Annotated in this window: 17 protein-coding genes; 12 read left to right on the top strand and 5 right to left on the bottom strand. The window is 57.5% G+C overall.

Annotation, left to right across the window (positions count from 1 at the left end; translation table 11 throughout):
* Positions 1-28: 28 nt before the first annotated feature.
* The 4 genes from EOM25_01585 to EOM25_01570 all read right to left on the bottom strand — a co-directional run bounded on the left by EOM25_01585 (position 29) and on the right by EOM25_01570 (position 3,945).
* Complete coding sequence (locus EOM25_01585; protein ID NCC23881.1) at positions 29-1,156, bottom strand: hypothetical protein; 1,128 nt, start codon at positions 1,154-1,156, stop codon at positions 29-31.
* Between the two features lie 59 nt (positions 1,157-1,215).
* On the bottom strand, positions 1,216-2,091 hold the full coding sequence (locus EOM25_01580) for a hypothetical protein (GenBank protein NCC23880.1): 876 nt from the start codon (positions 2,089-2,091) through the stop codon (positions 1,216-1,218).
* Between the two features lie 121 nt (positions 2,092-2,212).
* Entirely contained in the window at positions 2,213-3,004 is a 792-nt protein-coding gene (locus EOM25_01575) for a 1-acyl-sn-glycerol-3-phosphate acyltransferase (GenBank protein NCC23879.1), read from the bottom strand.
* Positions 2,983-3,945 (bottom strand): hypothetical protein, encoded by a 963-nt coding sequence (locus EOM25_01570; GenBank protein ID NCC23878.1) that lies wholly within the window; start codon positions 3,943-3,945, stop codon positions 2,983-2,985. Before EOM25_01570 ends, EOM25_01575 begins: the two co-directional genes overlap by 22 nt.
* A gap of 203 nt (positions 3,946-4,148) precedes the next feature.
* Here EOM25_01570 and fusA point away from each other — a divergent pair, with 203 nt between their 5' ends.
* The 12 genes from fusA (at position 4,149) to EOM25_01510 (ending at position 18,328) form a co-directional block, all read left to right on the top strand.
* Positions 4,149-6,209: an elongation factor G gene (fusA, locus tag EOM25_01565; protein ID NCC23877.1), complete on the top strand. Its 2,061-nt coding sequence runs from the start codon at positions 4,149-4,151 to the stop codon at positions 6,207-6,209.
* Positions 6,210-6,385: 176 nt separating this feature from the next.
* Complete coding sequence (locus EOM25_01560; GenBank protein NCC23876.1) at positions 6,386-8,038, top strand: ribonuclease J; 1,653 nt, start codon at positions 6,386-6,388, stop codon at positions 8,036-8,038.
* Between the two features lie 2 nt (positions 8,039-8,040).
* The gene (locus EOM25_01555) at positions 8,041-9,156 is read left to right on the top strand and encodes a DUF362 domain-containing protein (protein NCC23875.1); all 1,116 of its coding nucleotides are present in this window, start codon (positions 8,041-8,043) and stop codon (positions 9,154-9,156) included.
* A gap of 232 nt (positions 9,157-9,388) precedes the next feature.
* Positions 9,389-9,691, top strand: coding sequence for a zinc ribbon domain-containing protein (locus EOM25_01550; protein NCC23874.1), 303 nt, complete (start codon positions 9,389-9,391; stop codon positions 9,689-9,691).
* A gap of 277 nt (positions 9,692-9,968) precedes the next feature.
* The gene (locus EOM25_01545) at positions 9,969-11,282 is read left to right on the top strand and encodes an adenylosuccinate lyase (GenBank protein ID NCC23873.1); all 1,314 of its coding nucleotides are present in this window, start codon (positions 9,969-9,971) and stop codon (positions 11,280-11,282) included.
* Entirely contained in the window at positions 11,275-11,844 is a 570-nt protein-coding gene (gene pyrE / locus EOM25_01540) for an orotate phosphoribosyltransferase (GenBank protein ID NCC23872.1), read from the top strand. The genes EOM25_01545 and pyrE overlap by 8 nt, the downstream gene beginning before the upstream one ends.
* 28 nt (positions 11,845-11,872) lie before the next feature.
* Positions 11,873-12,442, top strand: a complete 570-nt coding sequence (locus tag EOM25_01535) for a hypothetical protein (protein ID NCC23871.1) — start codon at positions 11,873-11,875, stop codon at positions 12,440-12,442.
* Positions 12,429-13,724 carry a hypothetical protein gene (locus tag EOM25_01530; protein NCC23870.1) on the top strand — a complete coding sequence of 432 codons (1,296 nt, stop codon included), beginning with the start codon at positions 12,429-12,431 and terminating at the stop codon, positions 13,722-13,724. Before EOM25_01535 ends, EOM25_01530 begins: the two co-directional genes overlap by 14 nt.
* Positions 13,717-14,430 (top strand): hypothetical protein, encoded by a 714-nt coding sequence (locus tag EOM25_01525; protein ID NCC23869.1) that lies wholly within the window; start codon positions 13,717-13,719, stop codon positions 14,428-14,430. The genes EOM25_01530 and EOM25_01525 overlap by 8 nt, the downstream gene beginning before the upstream one ends.
* Entirely contained in the window at positions 14,396-15,475 is a 1,080-nt protein-coding gene (locus tag EOM25_01520) for a hypothetical protein (GenBank protein NCC23868.1), read from the top strand. The genes EOM25_01525 and EOM25_01520 overlap by 35 nt, the downstream gene beginning before the upstream one ends.
* A gap of 472 nt (positions 15,476-15,947) precedes the next feature.
* Complete coding sequence (locus EOM25_01515; GenBank protein NCC23867.1) at positions 15,948-16,982, top strand: sugar phosphate isomerase/epimerase; 1,035 nt, start codon at positions 15,948-15,950, stop codon at positions 16,980-16,982.
* On the top strand, positions 16,979-18,328 hold the full coding sequence (locus EOM25_01510) for a tetratricopeptide repeat protein (GenBank protein NCC23866.1): 1,350 nt from the start codon (positions 16,979-16,981) through the stop codon (positions 18,326-18,328). The genes EOM25_01515 and EOM25_01510 overlap by 4 nt, the downstream gene beginning before the upstream one ends.
* A 58-nt stretch (positions 18,329-18,386) precedes the next feature.
* On the opposite strand, the gene EOM25_01505 is transcribed toward EOM25_01510, so the two are convergent.
* Positions 18,387-19,232: an NAD(+)/NADH kinase gene (locus EOM25_01505; GenBank protein ID NCC23865.1), complete on the bottom strand. Its 846-nt coding sequence runs from the start codon at positions 19,230-19,232 to the stop codon at positions 18,387-18,389.
* Positions 19,233-19,337 lie beyond the last annotated feature (105 nt).

Below are 19,337 nucleotides of genomic sequence, written 5' to 3'. Positions count from 1 at the left end.
GTATCTTTTATCAAATATTGAAAGCGAATCAGAAGCCTTCAGGGTGCTCCCATTTGAATCTCAGAGCACGACCTTCCTGCTTGAACTTGTACTTGTGACCACGTTCTTCGATGAGTTTTTGGACCCTTTCCAGGAGTGCGCTTTCTCGAAGGTTTGACCAGTAGGACAGCTCAAGAGTGGTAGGAGTCGATTTTTCGACCGAATAGCGGACGAAGCCACTGAGGACGGTCAACTGGTCTTCCAGCGCTTTGGCATCGGGGAAATCGTAGAAGGTGATCAGGTATCGGAAGCCCTTGCCCCGCTCGACCTCACCCTGCAGGTCCTCCACCACTGCCCTGGCGGTCTGAACAGCCAGGGAAAAGATATGTTCCCCGGCTAGGGCGATGGCTCTGCGATCCTTCTCCGGGGCGGTCAGCCCCCCGGATGACACCGAGCCTATCCTCTGGGTGACTGACTTGATCATGAAGTCATCGGATATGCGGATGGCGGACATGGTCATGTCCACAGGGGCCGGATTGGCCTGGGCCGAGGCATACTCCAGGGAAAAGGTGATCAGGTTGTCCGCTCGAATGACGTCGTTGTGCTTGAGGGCCCGCTCTTTGGTCAGCTTGCCGGGGAGGTTTTTATGGGCCTGGCGGACCGTGTCCCAATCGATGACCTCGAATCGGAACTTCTCCCGAAAGACCCGCTTCACATCCTCGACCAGGGTCTGGAAGACCTGAGTGCCGGTCGGAATGGAGGTCAGTTCGGTGTCGGTGCCTAGCACGAGAATCCTCGGGTGCCCGGCCATTTTCATCAGAACGTCGAGGCTGGTCATGTCGTCGGAAATGCGTCCACTGTTGACCAGGGCGCTGATGGTCACCGAATGGCCGCCATCGGGTTCGGGTTTTTCGGTCAGGATTTTGTAGCTCTCAACGTAGCCGACGGAGTGGGTCACGATTTCGTCTTTGACCACCGTGAAGTTCTCGACCAGGGTTCCACTGTCGACCAGAACGCCGATGGCCGATTCCACGGCGAGCTGCAAGGCGTTGTTCAGAGCATGGTCGCGATCGACGCCGACGCCAGTGGCCTCCACTGATTGGGCGGAGACGGTCGTCGAGCAGAACAGCACGAGCAAGACCGTCAGCAGTCCGGATACAATGCCGGTTCCTTTCATGGCTTCTCCTTGTGCGGTCATGGAGATTGGGCTCCGACTACGGCCGGAGCCCAATCAGGCTACCACTCGCTTTGACTTTGCTGCTTGCGTTGCTTGACCCCAGTCGTCTTAACGACCTGGACTTCGTTCCCGGCCATGGAGATTCGACCCTTCATGTTCAACTTGTCGAGCATCTTGTTCATGTTGCTTCTCAGTTTGGCCGAGTCGATGGACGAGGAATAGATGTACTCGTGGTGGGTTGAGGTGTTGACGGCGTTGGGCTTGGGACGATGGCTGTCGTAGCCGGAGAAGATGACCAGGATGTCTTCGATTTCCCGCATGTCGGAATCGGTGAATCCATCGAAGACCAGAACCCATTCCAGAAGCTGGCCGCCGGGCTGGTCGGCGTATCCGGCCAGGCGTTCGGCGAGAACCGCTCCAACTTCCTGGCCGATGGTTTTGGCCAACTTGCCAACAGCCTCAAGGATGTCATTGCGGGAATACGGGCTTGGAACGAGCTGGTAGGCCTGGGGCTCAGCTTCAAAGCTGCCCATCCTATCTCCGGTGTAGGTTCCGAGGATGCGGCCGGTGACTCGGGCCGTGACCCGGACGCTGTTCTGATTGACCTTGGCGTTGGGATAGATCGAGAAGATGACCAAGGTGTCCACACCGACATCCCTGCCGATCTGGATGACTTCGGCATCCGCTCTTCTAACCCGTCCCTGGACGTGGGTGCCGACGGTCATGGCCGTCTCGTCCTTGACGGTGAACCCTTCGTCAATCAGTTGATTGGAGATGGATTCCAGGACACGTTTGAAGACTCTCGAATCACGGGGGATGGTGTCGGGATCGTCATCCTCGCCAACGATCATCACCCGCGGCAAATCGGCGGCCTGGACGGGAAGGACGGTGCACAGGGTGAAAAGGGCCATCACGGCGAACATGGTCAAACGAATCATGATATCCTCCTTGTTTTGGGAATCTCGTCATCGGGATTTACTTCATACATAAAAGAGAAAGAAAAAATCATCAAGTACTAAAGAAAGATCCAATCGTCAGCGGATTTACGGGCTTCGGTCAGGATTGAGCGTTCAACCAGACGGCCAGGCGGGTGGCGATGAATTCGACGATACGGGCCTGTTCCTCCTTGCCGGGGCCCTTGATGGGCATGGGATCGGCAAATTCAAACATGGTCGGAATCTCGGGCCTGATGGGGCCGAAGTCCTTGATCAGTCTTCCTGTTCCCCAGGCATCGGTCTTGAGGGCCAGAGGCACGACCGGGACCGATCCTTTTCGGGCCAGTTTGACTCCGATGGAGTTGAATCTGGCCGGGTCGAACACTGCCGAACGGGTGGTTTGGGGAAAGACGATGACCGAAATGCCTTGGGACAAACGGTCGCAGCCATCTTCCAGCACGGCCTGTAGGTCATGGCGGGGATTTTGTCGTCCGACGACAATGGGATCGCGGCTTCTCATGACCGGCCCGAACAGGGGATAGTCCAGCAGGGCCTCTTTGACCACAAAGGTCACCGGTCCAAAGGGACAGAGAAAAAAGGCCAGAAGGAAGGTTTCCAGAGTGCTCATGTGGTTGGCGACGACGACGCAGGGGCCTCCGGCATTCCGGAAGGCGAAGAGGTTGTCGACGGACACGGTTCCGCCCACGGACTCCAGGGCGTCGACTATCGAGCCGCTGGAGGCCGCCCATTCCGGGTCTTTGTAGCGGCCGGCTCGGGCCAGGGCCGAGGCCCGCCGGACAACTCCGTACACACGCGCGTAGAAAAAGGGTGTCGGCCAGATTTGGACTGGAAAAGGGACGGTCTGTTTTTCAGTTCGGTAGAAACCGGTGGTCACAAATTTTTTGGACGGCATACCTTGGCATCCTGTGATGGGTGTGGACGGTCTCGGTCGAGAATGACCGCGGCCTTGAAGAGTGTCTGAGCGGCCTCTTGAACTTCCTGGCCGGAGCAGACGGTGACCGAGAAGGTTGTCTTGTTTGTTTCGAACTGGTCCGGGCGAGATACGGACCAGCTCGTCTCCCGACAAAATTCGGAAAAGAGAGTCTCCTGTTCGGTTCGCAAGGCGTGGAGCACCGGGTGCCTGAGCCGGCGCAACATCTCGAGAATATAATTAATTTTGTCCTTGGGAGAGAGGTCGGAATTTAAAACGCGATGCGTATCGAGATCGACCAGCACTTCGGCCAGTCCCGAAGCATTTCGTCTCGAGCACTCATAAAGCTTTTCAATCAGGGCCAGGGAACCGTTGCGGCCCCAACACAAATTTTGGAAGAGGGGAACCAAACGAAGCCGATCGGCCTCGTCGAAGCGGGTCAAGTACGTGCCACATTCAAGGCCTAGTGCGTTGAAGAGCAGACGTTCGTCCCAGGCTTCAGGCAGTGCGGTCCAGGCCAGGGCCTGAATCCAAGGGCGGGCTTTTTCATGAAGATCAAGAAGGGGCAGAGCCTCGGCGGCCAGCCCTGAGTACTCCGGCCGGATGGCCATCCTGGCCAGGCGGACGAGACGCCAGGCGTCCCAGGCTTGACCGGTATTGGTGGCGACATAATAGATGGCCCGCTGAACCGGGTTGGTTGGGGGCAGAAAGCGGACTGGAATTCGGGCATGCGGGCCGATGGCATGCAGGCGACGGTAGCCTGCCAGGAGCACAATCCCGTCTTCGGTTTCTTCGACGTCCACCGGGGAGAGGACGCCGAACCGGGTCACGCTGCGGAGAAGGGGAGCCTCTGGCTGCCCGGGCCAGAGAATCCATGGCCGGTCGGCCAGGATCTCGGAAGCCAGGAGAAACGGGTCATTCATGACGGACGTCCTTTGGTCCATCCTGTCCCCGGCGGGTCCGGGAATGGTCTAAATTAGGGGTCCGCCTTGACATCTTCTCGTCCATCTCCCTATAGGTCTGAATCTTTTCTGGATAGCCAGATCATTCATTTTCCCGCAAAAAATTGATGTTTGCAACTCTCCAGTCGAAAGGCCGAAAAATTGACCGATGAGGGGGATTCTTCATGGATGAAAGACTGCTGAAACAACGTACCTATGTCCTGGTTGGAAGCGGGGGCACCGGAAAGACTTCCGTGGCCGAGATGATCCTGCACACTGCCGGGGTTTTGCCAAGAATGGGCAAGATCGAGGAAGGCACGACGTCCTTGGATTATGAGCCCGAGGAGATCAAGCGACGGGGGAGCATTCAGCCAGCCTTCGCGGCCTACACGTGGAACAAGGCCAACCATTTTTTGATCGACTCACCGGGGGACAACAATTTTATCGGTGATCTGGCCTATCTTCTGACTGCCGCCGACAGTGCCGTACTGGTGGTGGACGCAATAGACGGGGTCAAGCCCCTGACCAAGAAAATCTGGTCCGAGGTGGGCAAGGCCGAGCTTCCGGCCATGGTCTTCGTCAACAAGATGGACCGGGAGCGGGCCGATTTCGCCATGGCCATGGACGGGTTGAGTTCTATGCTAGGCATACGGACTGTTCCCCTTTTTGTGCCCATCGGGGCCGAAAGCGAGTTCAAGGGACTGGTGGATGTCCTCGGCAACAAGGCCCTCATGTTCGGCCAGGAAGGGAAAGTCACCGCGGCCGAAGTCCCCTTGGAAATGAGGGATGAGATCGACGGCCTGAGGGAGGTGGCCATCGAAAACATCGCGGAAAGTGATGAAGAATTGATGGAAAAATATCTCGAGCAGGGCGAACTCTCTCCGGACGAGATCGTTACCGGACTGAAGAAAGGAACCTTGGCCAGGAGCATCGTGCCGGTTTGCGTCGGGTCGGCCATGGAAAACAAGGGATGCACCATGCTTCTGGACACCGTCCAGGATATTCTGCCCTCGGCATTGGAACGGGATTCCTGGAAGGATGCCGAAGGTCGGGAGCGGCCGTCGGACCCGGACCAGCCTTTTGCCGGGTTCGTGTTCAAGACTCTGGCCGATCCCTTCGCCGGACAGCTGAACGTGGTCCGCGTCTTGTCCGGCAGAGCCTCCTCGGATATGTCCGTTCTGAACGTGACTAGGGACACCAAGGAGAAGTTTGGGCAGCTATTGTTTTTGGAGGGAAAGAAGCAGAATCCCTGCAAGGAGGAGGTCGGTCCGGGAGCCATCATCGCCCTGGCCAAGCTCAAGAACACCAAAACCGGGGACTGCCTCTGCGATGAGAAGAACCCGTTTCTTCTGCCCTCGCCCGCCATCACCTCGACCATCATTTCCTACGCACTGGCCGCGGCCGAAAAAGGCGACGAGGATAAGGTCTATGCAGCAGTGCACAAACTTCTGGACGAGGACATCACCCTCCAGCTGTCCAGGAACGAAGAGACCGGAGACATGCTCGTCTCGGGCATGGGTCAGCTGCACATTGAGCTTTCCGTGGAAAAGGCCAAGCGCCGGAACAAGATCGACATTTTGCTCAAGACTCCCAAGATCCCCTACCGGGAGACCATCAAGGGCAAGGCCGAGGTCCAGGGCCGTCACAAAAAGCAGACCGGTGGTCGCGGTCAGTTCGGGGATTGCTGGATCCGCATGGAGCCCAACGAGCGGGGCAAGGGATACGAGTTCCTGGACGAGATCGTGGGCGGGTCCATTCCCAGACAATTCATTCCGGCCGTGGACAAGGGAATCCAGGAGGCCTGTCAGAGGGGTATTCTGGCCGGATATCCCCTGATCGACTTCAAAGTTCATCTTTTCGATGGCAGCTTCCACAGCGTCGATTCTTCGGAAATGGCCTTCAAGGTGGCCGGATCGCTGGCTTTCAAGAAGGCGGCCGAAGCCTGCAATCCGATTCTTCTTGAGCCCATAGTCACCGTCTCAGTATTCGTGCCCGACGAGTTCATGGGGGATGTCATTGGGGATCTTTCCAGTCGTCGAGGCCGAGTTTTGGGGTCGGACTCTCAGGGAGGTGTCACCGAGGTTCGGGCTCACGTGCCCATGGCCGAGGTGCTCCAGTATGCGCCGGATTTGCGGTCCATGACCGGCGGCCAGGGCACCTTTACCATGGAGTTCGACCATTACGAGGAGTGTCCCCCGCCTGTGACCGAAAAGATCATCTCCGACAGCAAGAAGGAAGAGAATTGATTTGCCCCGCCCAGGCGGGGATCCGAGACGACTCATGCGAAGGCCGCCCAGAGCGGCCTTTTTTTGGCTTCGCTTGTGCATTGAGAAGTCATCGCATACAAGCTGAAAATCGGGCTGGTTGAAACTATGATGCAATCATCCAAGGCGATTCAGACACTGACAAGGAGAGTTCTCACATGCCGGACACACTGACCATCACCCCTCTGGGCGGTCTGGGCGAAATCGGAATGAACTGCATGGCCTTCGAGACCCGGGACAGCATGGTGTTGGTCGACTGTGGGCTGATGTTTCCGGACGACTACCTTCTGGGGATCGACGTGGTCATCCCCAGAATGGACTATGTCGTGGAGCGGAAGGACAAACTCAAGGCTATTGTCCTCACTCACGGTCACGAGGATCATATAGGAGCCATGCCCTGGCTGTTGCCCCATGTCGAAGCTCCGGTCATGGGGTCCGAGTTCACCCTGGGTCTGGTCCGGAAGAAACTTGAGGAACACGGACTTCTGGAACGATTCCATCCTCAGGTCGTCAGGGGAGGAGAGCGGGCCGATCTCGGGAGTTTGAGCGTGACCTTCATTCCTGTGTGCCATTCGATCATTCAGGGCTTCGGACTGGGCATCGAGACTCCGGTGGGCCGAATCGTGCATAGCGGAGATTTCAAGATCGACCGACAGCCCATGGGCGGGCACGCCACGGACATGGAGGCCTTTGCCGCTTTTTCCGAACCCGGGGCGCTCCTGTTGCTGTCGGATTCGACTAACATCGACCGCGAGGGGCACGCCTTGACCGAGCGTGAGATCATGGAATCGCTCAAGGATATTTTCGCGGCGGCTCAGGGTCGGATTCTGATCACCCTCTTTTCGAGCCACATCCAGCGGATGCAGGAGGTCTTTGAGTTGGCCGAGATGTTCGGTCGCAAGGTGGCCGTGGATGGCCGGAGCATTGCCTCGAACCTGGAGATCGCAAAAAAATTGGGTTTGGTGAACTATTCCGACGACACATGGTGTCCCCTGGAAAACCTGCACGAGCACAAGGACGAGAAGGTCGTCTTGCTTTTGACGGGATCGCAGGGAGAGCCTCTTTCGGCATTAAGCCGACTGGCCAGAGGCGAACACCGGCATCTGTCCATCAAGAAAAACGATCTCGTGCTCATGTCCTCCAGGTTCATCCCAGGAAACACCAAGGCCATCACCCGAGTCATCAACGACCTCTACCGCCGAGGGGCCGAGGTCCTCTACAAGAAGGTCCAGGCCATTCACGCTTCGGGCCATGCCCATCGCGAGGAATTGAGGACGATGCTTGAATGTGTTCGTCCAAAGTTCTTCATCCCAGTCCACGGAGAGTACCGACACCTCTTCAAACATGCCGCACTGGCCAGGGAGTGCGGGGTGGCCCCGGAACGGGCATTGATCATCGAGAACGGTCAGCCTCTGACGTTCGACTCCTCGGGAGGGGTCCGATTTGATTCGGAGGTCAACGCCGAGAAGGTCAATGTCGATGGCAAGGGGGTCGGGGACGTCGGACTGACGGTTCTTAAGGAGCGGCAGATTTTGGGTGGAGAGGGCTTGGTCATCGTCCTTCTGCTGACCGAACAGAGCACGAATCAGATCCTGCTCGGGCCGAACATTCTGTCCAAGGGCTTCATCTTCGAACAGCAGCTTTCTCATGTGCTGGATGACGCCAAGGAGATCGTCCTCGACATCCTGGAGAACGTGCCGGCCTCTTCGACCAAGAAGATTAAGGAGCGGATCCGAGGTTCCTTGCGACGGTATTTCAGGAAGGTCCTCGACCGGGATCCGGTCATCGTTCCTCTGATAATGTCCGTCTGAACATGCAGGCCAAGTCCCGAGTCTTTCTTTGGCCTCTGCGGGCTTCGAGAAAGGCCCCCTTCGCAACGCGCGTTCGCGCCCTGGTCAAGTCCACGGGATTTCTCGCCCATCTGGCTCCCGACCTCTCCTTGGCTCTAAAAATCCATTTCGGAGAAAGAGGAGGCACCAGCTTCATCAATCCAATGCTGGTCGCTCCTGTTGTCTCCCTGTTGGCCAAGGCCGGATGTCGTCCGTTTCTGACCGATACGAATACTCTGTACCCGGGAGAACGGGCCGAAGCTGTTTCCCATCTGCTTCTGGCCGCCGCTCACGGGTTCGAGGCCCTACGACTGGGAGCCCCGGTAATCATCGCCGACGGACTGCGCGGAGAATTCGAGTGTCGGGTTTCAGGACCCGGAGGGCATTTTGAGGCCTTTCATCTGGCCGGGGCTATTGTCGAGGCCGAAGCCCTGGTTTGCCTATCACATTTCAAAGGCCACGAGATCGCCGGGTTCGGGGGTGCGCTCAAGAACCTTGGCATGGGATGTGCTTCTAAAAAGGGAAAGATCGACCAGCATTGCCGGATGGGCCCGACTCTGGACCAGGCCCGGTGCAACGGGTGCGGGCTGTGCATTGTTCGATGTCGGCATGGTGCTCTGAGGCTTGAGGGAGGCTTGGTCTGGATGGATCAAAGTCTTTGCGTCGGGTGCGGAGCCTGCGTCACGGCCTGCCGACACCATGCCTTGGGACTCGACTGGAGTGGTCAAGGGCCCGATTTCATCGAGCGGATGGTCGAATATGCCGGAGCGGTGACGGCCTCATTTGCAAGACCTTGTTTGTATCTCAATTTTGTCATGAATGTGACCCCCGACTGTGATTGTGCCGGATATTCCGATGCCCCTTTGTGTCCGGATATAGGGATTTTGGCCGGGTTGGATCCGGTGGCCGTGGATCAGGCCTCCCTCGATTTGGTCAACGAGGCCTTGCCGTTGCCGGGAGGGCGCTTGCCGCAGGGAATTCATCAAGGAGAAGACAAGTTCAAGGCCCTGCGGCCAGACATCCATGGAGATCATGCCCTGGCCCATGCCCAGTCCCTGGGGTTGGGCATGCGGAATTATCACTTGACACGACTCGGCTAAGGGACATAGGGCACATTTTTTTTGAAGGCTTAAAGCCCAGATTCATTTTTTTTCAAATTATTCATGGAGTGACAATGGCCAAGCATAAGAAGATCGAACGGAAAAAGGAATTGGATCGCAAGAGGCATCGGCGTATGAAACGCATCAAACAGCGCATCAAGGAAGCCAAGGAAACGGCCGGAAAAACCAAGTAGAGCCGGTTTTTTAGCATCAATCAGCGAGGATGTGACCAATGCCCATCTACGAATACCGTTGCCAGGACTGCCAGCAGATTTTCGAAGAATGGCAAAAGGGATATGAAGATCAGAGTGTACCCTGCCCAGTGTGCGGCGGTACCTCCAAACGGCTTATCTCCAACACCTGTTTCGTGCTCAAAGGCAGTGGTTGGTATGTGACCGACTATTGCCGTAAGGGAGAACATTCCTCCCAGACAGCCGCAGGCGGCAACGGAGACGGTCAGAAAAAGCAGGAAACAGCATCTTCTTCCGAAAAGTCTTCGGCCACGACGGACTCGTCAGCCTCGCCACAGGCCTGAATTTTCCCTTGACCGGATGTCCGTAGTCCGGATCCATATATTAGTCGCTTCGAGCCGGGTATATTCTCGGCTTTTGATCCTTCCGTCCGGACGGGAAGCCGGTTTTCGGTGTCCCGCCCGGCGGTTGCGTTTCTGGGCCGACTCGTCTTGCCCTTGAGTTGGAAAGCGGGTATGCGGACTTGTCGGCGGTCACGAAGGGCCCGGCTCCTTTTGATAGCCCACGGCCGATCGGCCAGGCAACATGCCGGGTTCACTCAACGTACAAGCGAGACAGCGAATGATCGAACGATATTCCCGTCCCGAGATGCGGGATCTCTGGACCCTGGAGGCCAGGTTCAGGGCCTGGCTCGAGGTCGAGCTCGCCGTATGTCGAGCCTGGAGCGGTCTGGGCCGAATTCCTGCACAGGATCTACAGGTTATTCTGGAACGGGCGGACTTCAGCTTGGACCGCATCCTGGAGATCGAGGAGCAGACCCGCCACGATGTCATCGCCTTCCTCACCGCAGTGGAGGAGCGGGTCGGACCCTCGTCGCGCTACATTCATCTGGGCTGCACTTCCTCGGACATCGTGGACACGGCCAACGCCCTGGTCCTGACCCGGGCCGGGCGAATAATCCTTGACGATTTGGTAATGGTTTTGGGCATTCTCAAGGACATGGCCCACAAGCACAGGGGGCGTCTAGTCATGGGCCGGACGCATGGAATACATGCCGAACCTACAAGCTTCGGCCTGAAGCTGGCCGGCTTCTACGCGGAGTTCGAACGGGCAAAGGCACGCTTCGCCCAGGCCGTCGAATCCATCCGGGTGGGAAAGATTTCCGGGGCAGTGGGGACCTACGCCCACCTTCTGCCGGAAGTCGAGGCCGATGCCTGCCGGATCCTGGGGCTTGAGGTCGATCCCGTTTCCACCCAGATCATTCAGCGTGATCGTCATGCCCACTATTTCACGTCCCTGGCCCTTCTGGCCGGGGCTGTAGAGCGATTGGCCGTGGAGCTCAGGCATTTGCAGAGGACCGAGGTCCTCGAAGTCGAGGAAGGATTTCGGGCCGGCCAAAAAGGATCCTCGGCCATGCCCCACAAGAAAAATCCAATCTCGGCCGAGAATCTCTGCGGCCTGGCAAGGGTGGTCCGTTCCAATGCCCTGGCGACTATGGAGAACATGGCTCTCTGGCACGAGAGGGACATCAGCCATTCCTCGGCCGAGCGGATTGTCATGCCCGACTCGACCATTCTGGCCGACTATATGCTCCACAGGCTGGGCGGGCTTTTGTCCAATCTGCGGATCATCCCCGAAAACATGGACCGGAATCTCGAGGCCTCCTACGGGCTGCATTTTTCGCAGCGGGTTCTCAATGCCCTCATCGATCACGGTCTGGAGCGCCAGAAGGCTTACGTCATGGTCCAGAAGACGGCCATGGAGAGCTGGAGCAGGAGGGTTTCGTTCCCGGAGCTTGTCCGCCAGGATCAAGACCTCGCCACCATCATTCGCGACGAAGAGTTCGACGATCTTTTCGATCCGTCCTACTATTTGCGATTCGAGAACCATATTTTCGAGCGGGTCTTTCCGCCCGCGAGGAGGGATGATGCCTGACCTCGAGGACATGAAGACCAGACTGGCCGGAATTCTTCTTGAGAAGTCCTACATCGAGGGTGAATTCATCCTGACCTCGGGACAGAAAAGCGATTACTACTTCGACTGCAAGCAGACGGCCCTCCATCCTGAAGGCAGTTTTTTGATTGGCAGCATTCTGCTCGATCTTGCCCTCGGATTCCCTGGCCTGGAAGGGGTCGGCGGCATGACCCTGGGGGCCGATCCTCTGGTTTCGGCCGTTACGCTTCTGTCCCACATCCGCAACACCCCTCTGCCGGGGTTCATCGTTCGCAAACAATCGAAGGGTCACGGCACGAATCAGTTTCTGGAGGGCATGGCCAACTTCGGCCAGGGCATGAAGGTCTGTCTGCTGGAGGATGTTGTCACTACCGGAGGCACCCTGCTGACGGCCTGCCAAAGGGTGGAGGACGCCGGGCTATCCATCGTCGGGATCCTCTGCGTGCTTGATCGGGAACAGGGCGGCGACGCGAGACTCAAGGAGCATGGCTATGAACTCAGGTCCATCTTCACGCGGCGGGAATTGCTTGCCAGAGGCCGCTGAGAGGAACTTCTCGAGAACACTTTCGGCTATGGTACTGCTGGTCCTGTTCTCGTCGGCCTGCACTTGGCACGAAGTGGAGAGGACTCTGTGGCCCGAGGTTCATGACGATTACTTTCAGGTCACCGAAGAGTGGACCAGGACGGACGCCATCTACTCGGGGCTGGACACGGAATTGAAAGTCCGGGCCACCCTGACTTCGTGGCCCTGGAGAGAGGCCTATGTGCAGAGAAGGGCGGCAATGTATCGGCTCACGTCCCGGGAGCAGGCCGATCTGTTGGACGAACAGCGCCGAGCCGCCGAGTCCGGGATCGACATCCTGATCGCCACGTCGTCGTCATTTCCCGAAAACAGGAAGATCGAATATGCCGGAGATCTCTGGAAGGTTTTTCTGCTCGATGGTCAGGGCCGGAAAATTTTCCCGTTGGAAATTCGGGACGCATCTTGGAATACCCAGCAGTTGCGGCGGTTCATCCCTCACTACACCCAATGGCAGAAGTTTTTATGGGTTCGATTTCCGGTCCAGACCGAAGATACCCTGCATATGGTCATAACCGGCCCTCTTGGGCAACTGGTCTTTGAATGGAATGAAAGCGTTTAGGGTTCTCTATTTTTTGTGCTTCTCTCTTTGTCTCTCGGTCGGCATCTGCCAAGCCGAGGGCTGGAAGGTTGGTCTGCCTTCAAATTCTTGTACACCTCCCAAGATGCTCGTGGCCGTGGACAAGAGTCGTCAGAAGTTTCATCTCCTGGAGTTTAATCCATCGACCAAGGTTCCGGTGGCCATGAGTCTGGACTGCGCCACAGGCCAGAATCCCGGAGACAAATTTTTCGAGGGTGACCTGAAGACCCCTGAAGGTGTCTATTTCCTGACCGGAACTCTTAAACGGGGCCTGGACTACAATCTGTACGGATCCATGGCCTTCACCCTCAATTTCCCCAATCCCATCGACAGGCTGAGGGGCAAGACCGGACACGGAATCTGGATCCATGGCCGGGGACAGCCCATCGAGCCCATGGAGACCAGGGGCTGCGTGGCCTTGAACGACCAGGACCTTCGCATCCTCGACCCTGTGGTGTCCCTCGGGTTGACCCCGGCCATCATTGCCTATTCCGTGGATCTTAACGGCGCTTCGAGCGCCCAGGAATGCCAGGTCCTGGTGGAGAGAACCCAGGCGTGGGCCGAAGCCTGGGCCTCGAAAGCGGACCGCTATTTTCAATTCTACGATCAGGCCAAGTTTGCTCAAACCCAGGGCGCCACATGGGCCCATTACGAGAGGCGAAAACGGTCTCTGTTCGCCCGCTACCCATGGATTCGGGTCACGATTCAAGACGTGTCCTGCCTGCCCGGGCCGGACTACATGGTCACCTTTTTTCTTCAGAGATACGAGGCCGCGTCATTTGTTTCAGAGGGCGTGAAGCGATTGTACTGGGAAAAAGGGCTTTCAGGAGACTGGCTCATCGTCGGTTCCGAGTTCATCCAGGCCGATGTGAACATCAGGCTGGAGGAGCCTCGGATTCTGGAGGCCAAGGATGTCCATCCTTGGATCGAGGAATGGCGAATGGCCTGGGAGGATGGACGTCTTGATGCCTACCTGAGCCGGTATCACGACCGCATCGTCCGGGGAAAGGTCAGGGGCAAGAAGGCCCTGGAGGATCATTGGCGGAAGCTTTGGGCTGCCGGCGATCGTCCGATGGAAGTGGCCATCAGTGAGCTTAGGGTGTTCGAGTCCGGTCAGGATCGGGTCGTTCGGTTCAAGCAGACCTATCGATCTCGTTCAGGATACCGGGACCAGGGGCTGAAGACCCTCGTTTTGAGGCCCGCCGCCGAAGGAACGGATTGGACAATTGTCCAGGAAGATTGGGAGCAGATCGACGATGGCTGATATTAAGTACAACATCCTGTTCATGCGGGACGACAGCCCGGTCCGGAGATATCGACTGAACCCGGCTTGGCTCAGGTTTTTCCTCTATTTTCTGATCGTCCTTGTCGGGACCGGCTCCGCCGGATTGTACGCGAGCTACACCCTGTGGGAGGAAAACGTACGCCTCAAGGCCGAGGACGTCGAGAACAAGCGTCTTCTGGCCCATACGGAAACTGAATTGCAACGTTTCAGGAATATGAAGCTGATCATTGAGTCTGAGGCCGAGAGCGATTCGTTGGCCACGATCCACGCCGTGTCCAAGGCCGAGCAATCGACCGAGCCCTCAACGCCACCGCGACTTGATTTGCGGGACGTCTTTTCTATGACAGACACTGGCCAGCTTGGCCTGGCCAACATCCAGACCAGGCTTCAGGGTGGACGCCTCCAGTTAAGCTTCGACATCAACAACCTGACGGCCACGGATACCCTCAGGGGATTGGTTTCCCTGAGTCTGATCGACATCCATGGCCAGGAGACGGACGTGTCGGAGACCTTGAAGGACAAGTTGTTCGAGATTCAGAAGTTCAAGAACACCAAGTTCAACATCGAGCTCCCTGGCGAAATTCCGGAACAGAACCTCTTTGCCATCCGGCTGACCCTGAGCGACAGGGACAGCGGAACCGTATTCTTCCGTGAGACCATTCCCGTCGAACGCATTCTGCGCTAGTCTGGCGATTCTGGTCCTGGTAACCTGGTCTCCGGTTTGGGGTCAGGACTTCACCTTTTTCGCCAACACCCAATACCCCCTGAATGTCCATTTTCTGGAGGGAATTGCCCCTGGTCCAACGGTCATGGTCCAAGGCGGGATCCAGGGGGACGAGGTGGCCGGGTTCATCAGCGCCCAAATACTGACCCGGGCCCGGCTCGAGAACGGCAAGCTCATCGTCGTCCCCAGGGCCAACATCCCATCCATCATGGCTCGGTCCAGGCAGATCAACGTCGATCTCAACCGAAGGTTCGATCAGGACTACAACCAGTTCTACGAGGATCGTCTGGCCCGATGCATCCGTCTTTTGATCTCCAGGGCCGACGCATTCATCCATCTCCACGAGGGGAGCGGATTCTACAGCCAAGTATATCAGAATGCGCTGCGAGGCCCGAAACGATTCGGCCAATCGGTGATCATCGACCAAGCCGTGTGCTGCGACGGATTCGATCTTGCCGGTCTGGTGGAGTCGGTTTTGACGGATTTTAATCAAAGTCTGCCCCGGAACTATCGGTTCACTTTGATGAATACCCGAACGAGCGATCCAGGTTCGGTCCACCCGGAGCAGCGCAAGTCCTTGAGTTTTTATGCCGTGAATCAGCGAGGAATACCGGCTATGGCCGTGGAGGTCAGCAAGGACATCGTCGATCTGGAGTGGAAGGTCCGAGCCCAGGTTCGTCTGACCTTGGCCTTTTTGCGGTCCATGGGCCTTGAGGTGTATCTGGAGCAAACCGAATTGGACAGGATTCGGGATTGGTTCGGGAATCCCGTTCCGGTGGATTTGAACTGTGGCGACGGCCAGGACTCAGGGGTTACGCTTCGACTCGGCGAGATGCTCAATCCTCAACCGGCTCCCGAAGCGGAAGACCAGAAGGCCGTGGGGGTCTTCGCCTCGGATCGTCCTGGACAGAACATGGTCTCCCAGCCTAGACGGGTCCTACGCCCGTTCCAATATCTGGACGTTATTCAGGACGGAGTCCGGGTGGCCCGGATTCCAGTAAGCTAGCTTCCGCGGGCCGAAAACTCTGTGCCGGAGCTGCCGCTGTGGGCATACACGCTCAACGGCAATTTTCGGATCGCCGAAAGCGGAACGATCATCAAGGCCTGCGAGGGCGACACCTTGATCATCGAGGGGCTGTGGGGGAGCGAGATCGACGAGATCCTCAACGCCAAGGGAATCGTCACCTCTCCGGGTCCCAACGACGGGCAGGATCTAGGGGCCGTCATCGTCCTGAACCGTGGAGACTTCATTCAGCGGTATCTCGACGTTTTTGGATCGTCCTGGTCCTTTCCCGTCCAGCGGGAAACCCCTAATCAAGAGTCGGCCAAAATCATCGTCCAAGTCAGCCCCAGAACCGTGGAGGCCGTGCGCATTACCAGCGGAGAAAATTCATTTTTTCTCCGCCCCCAAGCTGACCAGCAGGTCGTACCGGCTGGCCGATACACTTTAGACGACGTCTGGACCCAGGGAGGGCGGGATCAGGTCGTGGTCATGGTCAACGATTTGCCGCTTCGGTTTTCGCAAGATTTCGACCTCCCTCCCGGAGCCCACATCCTCAACGTCTACGGGCACACGGACCTCCTGCAATTGGCCACCATCGACCTTAGGGCCGAGGGGGGAGACGGTCGTGCCGTTCGTTAACCTCCCCCTCAGCCATGTCGTCCGCCATCCTCATTATTTGGAACTGTTTCTGGAATGTCGGATCAACCCGGAACTGGGACTGGACGCCTGGGCCTGCGACCATCTGGGCCTCGATTGGCATCGGAATCTGGCCCGAACCCTTTCCGAATCCGGACTGTCTTGTTCCATTCATTTGCCCTTTTTCGATCTGCAACCCGGGGGGCTGGATAGCCTGATCGTCAAGGCCACCCGGGAACGACTTTCCAGAGCCCTGGATCTGGCTGACGTGTACGCACCCAAGCGACTCGTAGCCCACGGGGCTTTTCGTCCCCCCCTATATGAATTTTATCTCGAGGACTGGGTTCGGGAGTCGGTTCGGACCTGGGAACACTGTCTGGACTCCATGCCCGATTCCGGCCTGCTTGTGCTGGAGAACGTATGGGAGACCAGCCCTGAGCCCTTGCTCCGGGTTTTGGCCGAATTGCCCGAAAAGCGCGTCGGCCTGTGTCTGGACCTTGGGCATTGGTACGCTTTCGGACAGGGCTGGGAGCGCAAGGACCTGAATGCCTGGATCGAAAAGATCGCCCCGAGGTTGGCCCATGTCCATTTGCACGACAATCACGGCCACCGAGACGAGCATCTCGGTATGGGGTGCGGAACTATCCCCTGGGCCGAATTCTTCGAGTGCATTCGCCGATTCGGCGCCAGACCTACGGCCACCTTGGAACCACACGAGTCTGCGGCCCTGATTCACAGTCTCCACTTTCTGGTCGATCGAGGACAGGACCTCGAGTGTCTGTCCCTGACCGGGCCGCCGTTGCAAAAGGTTTTGTCGGGAGTTTCCGATTTTCTGGGCCGTTTCGAGGGTGCCCAGGGTGGGGGCGGCCGATGAAGATCATGAAGTATGGCCAACGATCGGCCTACGATGGCATCATCATCGATTATCTGACCAATCAGGGAGGGGGATTCGTTCTGACCACCCAGGACCCCATTTTCGGCAAGACCCTCCGCGGGGCCATGCGGTTTCTGGGCCTCAACTACGACATGATCCAGAGCACCTTGGGCATCGGGGACTTGGCAAAAAAGCTCAAGACCGGGTTCATCAAGCACTCTCGGCTCATCCTGTTCATCGAGGCCAGATCAGAAGGTCGAAGCAACATCCACGATCTCAAGGCCCTGAAGGAGCATTTCGGAGACAGGCTGCGGATCATCGTCTTGACCGCCGAGACGTCCAAGGCCGGCATTGTGTTCATGGGCGAACTCGGGGTGGACTCGGTCATCGTCAAGCCGGTTTCCATCAATTCCCTGATCCAGAAAATCGCCTTGACAATCAGGCCCAATACCGAATTCGAGCGGAGGGTGGACAGTATCCAAGCACTCATCGAAGAGGGGGCCTACGAGACGGCCAAAGGTGAAATCGGCGTTCTTCTGGAGAAGAAGCCGGACAGTTCCATCGCCATGATCCTCAAGGGAGATATCGCCCGGCTCGAAGGAGACGTGTCGCAGGCCGAGGTCTGCTACCTCCAAGCTGCCAATTTTTCCAAGCTTTATATCAAGCCCTTGCAGAAACTCGTCTCCCTCTACGAGTCCGTCGAAGATCGTGACAAGCTCGTCAAGGCCCTGCTTCGGCTGGACCAGCTCTCGCCCATGAATCATCAAAGAAAAATCGACATTGGCCGTCTGTACAGCTTTGAAGGTGATAGGGAGAAGGCCCGGGACTATTTCGGCAGGGCTCTCCAGATTGTCAAGGAGGAGGCCAAGGACATGCTGGCCGCGACCCTCATGGAGATCGGCCGCAAGATCAGCGAGGCTGATCCGGATATGTCTCTTGACTACATGCGCGAGGCCCTGGATCTCAAGGACGAGAGGTCTTCCATGGACGACCTGTGGATGTTCAACGAACTTGGATTGGCCTACAGGCAGCGGGGAGATTGGCAGAAGGCGGTACAGATCTACGAGAAGGCTCTGAAAATCGTCCGGAATGACGGCGGAATCCATTACAACCTGGCCATGGCCTTCGCCCAGGGCCGGGAGTTCCGCAAGGCCTCCAAGCACGCCCAGCTGGCCGAGGAGCACTCCCCTGACCTGATCGATAACCCGACCGCGGCTTTCAACATGGCATCAATCTACGTCAAGACGGCCCAGGCGGATAGGGCCAGGATTTTCCTTCAATCCTGCCTGCGGGTCTCGCCGGGGCACAAGGGCGCCCAGGAGCTCCTGGCAAGCTTGACCCGATAGCGAATTCGAGACCCGTATTCACCTTTCATGCGGCCTCTTTCAGCGTCAGGACATCGGTTCAGTCGGATCGGACAAACCCCTTGTCCCTGAGCCTCGAAAAATAAGCATCTGAAGACAATTCCAGAAACCGCGCCGGGACGGGGTCGCGGCTGATCCGAACCTCGTCGCCAAAGTCCAGTCCCAGGCATTCCTGACCGTCGAGGGTCAGGTAGACTCCGCTTTGGCGTTCGGCCAGGCGAATGACGACAGTCTTGTCCATGGGTAGGATCATGGGTGGAAAACCACCCATGAACGGACAGATGGGAATGAGCACGTAAGCGGCCATGGACGGGTGGACCAGTGGGCCGCCGCAGGAAATGCCGTATCCGGATGAGCCGGTGGGCGTGGCAGTGATCAGCCCGTCAGCCCGCAATCCGGTCACAGGTTCGCCACCGTAGGATATGTCGAGTCTGATGAGTCGGGCCAGGGAGCCTCGACCAACGACGATATCGTTGACCGCCGGGCCGGTTTGTACACTGCGTCCGTTTTTGATGACTTCGTATTTGAGCACGGGTCTATCCCAAACGGTAAAACGTCCGTCCAGAAGAAGGCCCAGTTTCGACTCCCACCCTTCGGAGCAGGACTCGGCCAGAAAGCCGACATGGCCGGCGTTGACGCCCAGAACTGGGATGCCAAGACCATGGATGCGCCTGATGACCCCGAGCATGGTTCCATCCCCGCCGACGACCATGATCAAGTCCGGATTTTCGCTGTCGGTCATCATGATCGACGTGGCCAATCGATTTTCCACCTGTCTGACCTGAAGACCCCGTTGTACGAGCCAATCCATGATCTGACCACCGAGTTCCGCGGCCTGGAGGTTGTCGGCCTTGGTCACAAGGAGGATGCGATGAATGTCTTTCATAATTGGAGCCTCCTAGCCCAATGCCACATTTCAAGCAACTGTTGAGCCAGGCGGTTTACCCGATTTTCTCGGCTACACTCCTGCGACGCTTGCCCATTGGAGCAA

This window comes from Deltaproteobacteria bacterium, assembly GCA_009929795.1.
Taxonomy (GTDB): domain Bacteria; phylum Desulfobacterota; class Desulfovibrionia; order Desulfovibrionales; family Desulfomicrobiaceae; genus RZZR01.
This window is presented reverse-complemented; position numbering and strand designations above follow the sequence as displayed.

What these genes read in the sequence shown, in the direction of transcription:
- EOM25_01525 (NCC23869.1), top strand. Translation starts at nt 13,717, where the DNA reads ATGGCTGATATTAAGTACAACATCCTGTTCATGCGGGACGACAGCCCG.
- pyrE (NCC23872.1), top strand. Translation starts at nt 11,275, where the DNA reads ATGCCTGACCTCGAGGACATGAAGACCAGACTGGCCGGAATTCTTCTT.
- EOM25_01550 (NCC23874.1), top strand. Translation starts at nt 9,389, where the DNA reads ATGCCCATCTACGAATACCGTTGCCAGGACTGCCAGCAGATTTTCGAA.
- fusA (NCC23877.1), top strand. Translation starts at nt 4,149, where the DNA reads ATGGATGAAAGACTGCTGAAACAACGTACCTATGTCCTGGTTGGAAGC.
- EOM25_01570 (NCC23878.1), bottom strand. Translation starts at nt 3,945, where the DNA reads ATGAATGACCCGTTTCTCCTGGCTTCCGAGATCCTGGCCGACCGGCCA.
- EOM25_01535 (NCC23871.1), top strand. Translation starts at nt 11,873, where the DNA reads ATGGTACTGCTGGTCCTGTTCTCGTCGGCCTGCACTTGGCACGAAGTG.
- EOM25_01555 (NCC23875.1), top strand. Translation starts at nt 8,041, where the DNA reads ATGCAGGCCAAGTCCCGAGTCTTTCTTTGGCCTCTGCGGGCTTCGAGA.
- EOM25_01505 (NCC23865.1), bottom strand. Translation starts at nt 19,232, where the DNA reads ATGAAAGACATTCATCGCATCCTCCTTGTGACCAAGGCCGACAACCTC.
- EOM25_01530 (NCC23870.1), top strand. Translation starts at nt 12,429, where the DNA reads ATGAAAGCGTTTAGGGTTCTCTATTTTTTGTGCTTCTCTCTTTGTCTC.
- EOM25_01510 (NCC23866.1), top strand. Translation starts at nt 16,979, where the DNA reads ATGAAGATCATGAAGTATGGCCAACGATCGGCCTACGATGGCATCATC.
- EOM25_01575 (NCC23879.1), bottom strand. Translation starts at nt 3,004, where the DNA reads ATGCCGTCCAAAAAATTTGTGACCACCGGTTTCTACCGAACTGAAAAA.
- EOM25_01560 (NCC23876.1), top strand. Translation starts at nt 6,386, where the DNA reads ATGCCGGACACACTGACCATCACCCCTCTGGGCGGTCTGGGCGAAATC.
- EOM25_01585 (NCC23881.1), bottom strand. Translation starts at nt 1,156, where the DNA reads ATGAAAGGAACCGGCATTGTATCCGGACTGCTGACGGTCTTGCTCGTG.
- EOM25_01545 (NCC23873.1), top strand. Translation starts at nt 9,969, where the DNA reads ATGATCGAACGATATTCCCGTCCCGAGATGCGGGATCTCTGGACCCTG.